The organism is Roseateles sp. P5_B10 (assembly GCF_056400485.1).
Genome location: NZ_JBFULE010000927.1, coordinates 1 through 1,912 on the forward strand (window position 1 = coordinate 1; position 1,912 = coordinate 1,912).

Here is a 1,912-nt window from a genome sequence, read left to right on the forward strand (position 1 = left end):
GAGTTGGACTCAATCTTTGGCACCAAGGAAGAGGCCAAGCAGGCTCTGACGGCCGCACTCGACAGCTACGTCAGGGAAATCGACGATGAAATTGCGGCATTGATCGAGCGTCGCGCCGCCGCCATCCGCGCGCAACCGGCTCAGCCCTCGCCTGCTTCCCATGTGCCGGTACAGCCCACGGGAGGCGCCAATGGCTGAGCGCAACCTGAAAGTCGGCGACGTGCTCTGGTATGTGCCGAGCGAACGGCGCCGGGACAAACCCCACGCCGTGACGGTCACGAAGGTGGGCCGCGTCTGGGCCGAGCTTGGTGAGCGCTCCAGGATCGATAAGCAGACCATGCAGATGGACGGGCGAGGCTACCAAAGCCCTGGCCGCTGCTACTGGAGCGAAGCGGAATGGAACGGCATCACTGCGCGCCAACGAGCGTGGGACTACATCAAGGAGAGCATCAGGTATGGCGGGCCGCCTGACGGCGTGACCATCGAAGCGCTCCAGGCCGCCGCAAATCTGCTGGGCATCAAGCTGCCAAATCCCAGCACCTCACAGGGCACCTGACCATGACGATCAACGCATACCCCCTGGCCTGGCCCATCGGCTGGAAGCGCTCCGCTGCCCGGCGTGACGCCAACTTCACGAAGTACAAGAAACGCCTGTCGGTCTTCGATGGCGTTGAGCGAGTGCTGCGCGAGCTGGAGATGATGGGTCGTAGCCGCAATGACGCCGTGATCTCCACGAACGTCGAGACCCGCCTCGATGGCCTACCGCGCTCCGATCGCAGCGAACCCAAAGACCCTGGCGTCGCCGTCTACTGGCAGGACCGCAAAGGCGGCCGGAAGGTGATGGCCATCGACCACTACACGCGCGTGGCCGACAACCTCGCTGCGGTGGCCGCCACGCTCGAAGCTATGCGCGCCATCGAGCGCCACGGCGGCGCCATGGTGCTGGAGCGTGCCTTCACGGGCTTCACGGCTCTGCCGGCGCCCACGGCGACCAAGCACTGGCGCGACGTGCTCAGCGTGCCCAACACGGTCCAGACCGAGCAGACGCTGAAGGACGCCTATCGCCGGGCGGCCAGCAAGGCCCACCCTGATCGGAAAGACGAAGGAGGCAGTGATGCAGCGATGGCAGCCGTCAACGCCGCCTACGAGCAGGCCCGGCGCGAGCTGGGCTACGCCTGATCCCTTACTCGCCGGTCGCACAAAGGAAACCCCATGAGCACCGTAAAACAAGAACCAACGCCGCTGGGCTGCCAATACGAGGCGCCGACGTTCGGCGCCGGCTACCCGGACGGGACGTGCATCGACGGCTGGATGTGGGATCTCGATTCCGGCGACGGTGACGGGCTCACCAGCGGCGGCGACGAGCCGTGCCCCTACTGCAACGCCCGCGAGTACATCGAATGGCGCGGCCTGGCACTCTCTGGGAATGCTCGGCAGCGACGCAAGGTCCTGCGCGCCGAGGTGAAGCGCGTGCAGGCCTGGGCCATCTCCCGGTCCACGTTCCACCCGGTCACGGGCGAGAACCTCTTCAGGAGCCGCGCATGTCGCTGATGGCGCAACGTGGCCGCTGCCCTCGCTGCGGCAGCGATCCCCAGGTCGATCAGCTCAGCGTCACGCTGTACCCGGGCGACCGCGTGCTTCTTGAGATGGGCAAGTACAGCGCTGCGCTGGCGCCCAAGCCCTGAAACCCAAGCCCCTGCCGACGCACAACACCATGCCGAACATCTTCCCCTTCACCCTGTACGCCACCGACATTCACTACGTCAGCAGTCCCAAGCTGGCGGAGCGGCTGTGGCGGCGGGACCACCAGACGGTGGCGCCGAACCTGATCTGGTATGGCGTGAGCCTTAAGGTGTGCGGGCCTGCATCCGTGCAGCTGCATGTCCACGACATGGAGGACTCGTTCCATGGG

6 protein-coding genes are annotated in these 1,912 nt (G+C 65.8%); all 6 read left to right on the forward strand.

Annotated features, from left to right (window positions below):
• Positions 1–198, forward strand: a 198-nt coding sequence (locus AC1DU6_RS29335; protein WP_477861498.1) for a hypothetical protein, incomplete at its 5' end; no start/stop codon positions are given.
• Entirely contained in the window at positions 191–556 is a 366-nt protein-coding gene (locus tag AC1DU6_RS29340; RefSeq protein ID WP_477861499.1) for a beta barrel domain-containing protein, read from the forward strand. The genes AC1DU6_RS29335 and AC1DU6_RS29340, both read left to right, overlap by 8 nt.
• Before the next feature lie 2 nt (positions 557–558).
• Positions 559–1,179 (forward strand): DnaJ domain-containing protein, encoded by a 621-nt coding sequence (locus AC1DU6_RS29345; RefSeq protein ID WP_477861501.1) that lies wholly within the window; start codon positions 559–561, stop codon positions 1,177–1,179.
• 33 nt (positions 1,180–1,212) lie between these two features.
• Positions 1,213–1,551 carry a hypothetical protein gene (locus AC1DU6_RS29350; RefSeq protein WP_477861503.1) on the forward strand — a complete coding sequence of 113 codons (339 nt, stop codon included), beginning with the start codon at positions 1,213–1,215 and terminating at the stop codon, positions 1,549–1,551.
• Entirely contained in the window at positions 1,542–1,685 is a 144-nt protein-coding gene (locus tag AC1DU6_RS29355; RefSeq protein WP_477861505.1) for a hypothetical protein, read from the forward strand. Before AC1DU6_RS29350 ends, AC1DU6_RS29355 begins: the two co-directional genes overlap by 10 nt.
• A gap of 29 nt (positions 1,686–1,714) precedes the next feature.
• The coding region (locus tag AC1DU6_RS29360) for a hypothetical protein (protein ID WP_477861507.1) at positions 1,715–1,912 on the forward strand (198 nt) is incomplete at its 3' end.

What these genes read in the sequence shown, in the direction of transcription:
- AC1DU6_RS29340 (WP_477861499.1), top strand. Translation starts at nt 191, where the DNA reads ATGGCTGAGCGCAACCTGAAAGTCGGCGACGTGCTCTGGTATGTGCCG.
- AC1DU6_RS29345 (WP_477861501.1), top strand. Translation starts at nt 559, where the DNA reads ATGACGATCAACGCATACCCCCTGGCCTGGCCCATCGGCTGGAAGCGC.
- AC1DU6_RS29350 (WP_477861503.1), top strand. Translation starts at nt 1,213, where the DNA reads ATGAGCACCGTAAAACAAGAACCAACGCCGCTGGGCTGCCAATACGAG.
- AC1DU6_RS29355 (WP_477861505.1), top strand. Translation starts at nt 1,542, where the DNA reads ATGTCGCTGATGGCGCAACGTGGCCGCTGCCCTCGCTGCGGCAGCGAT.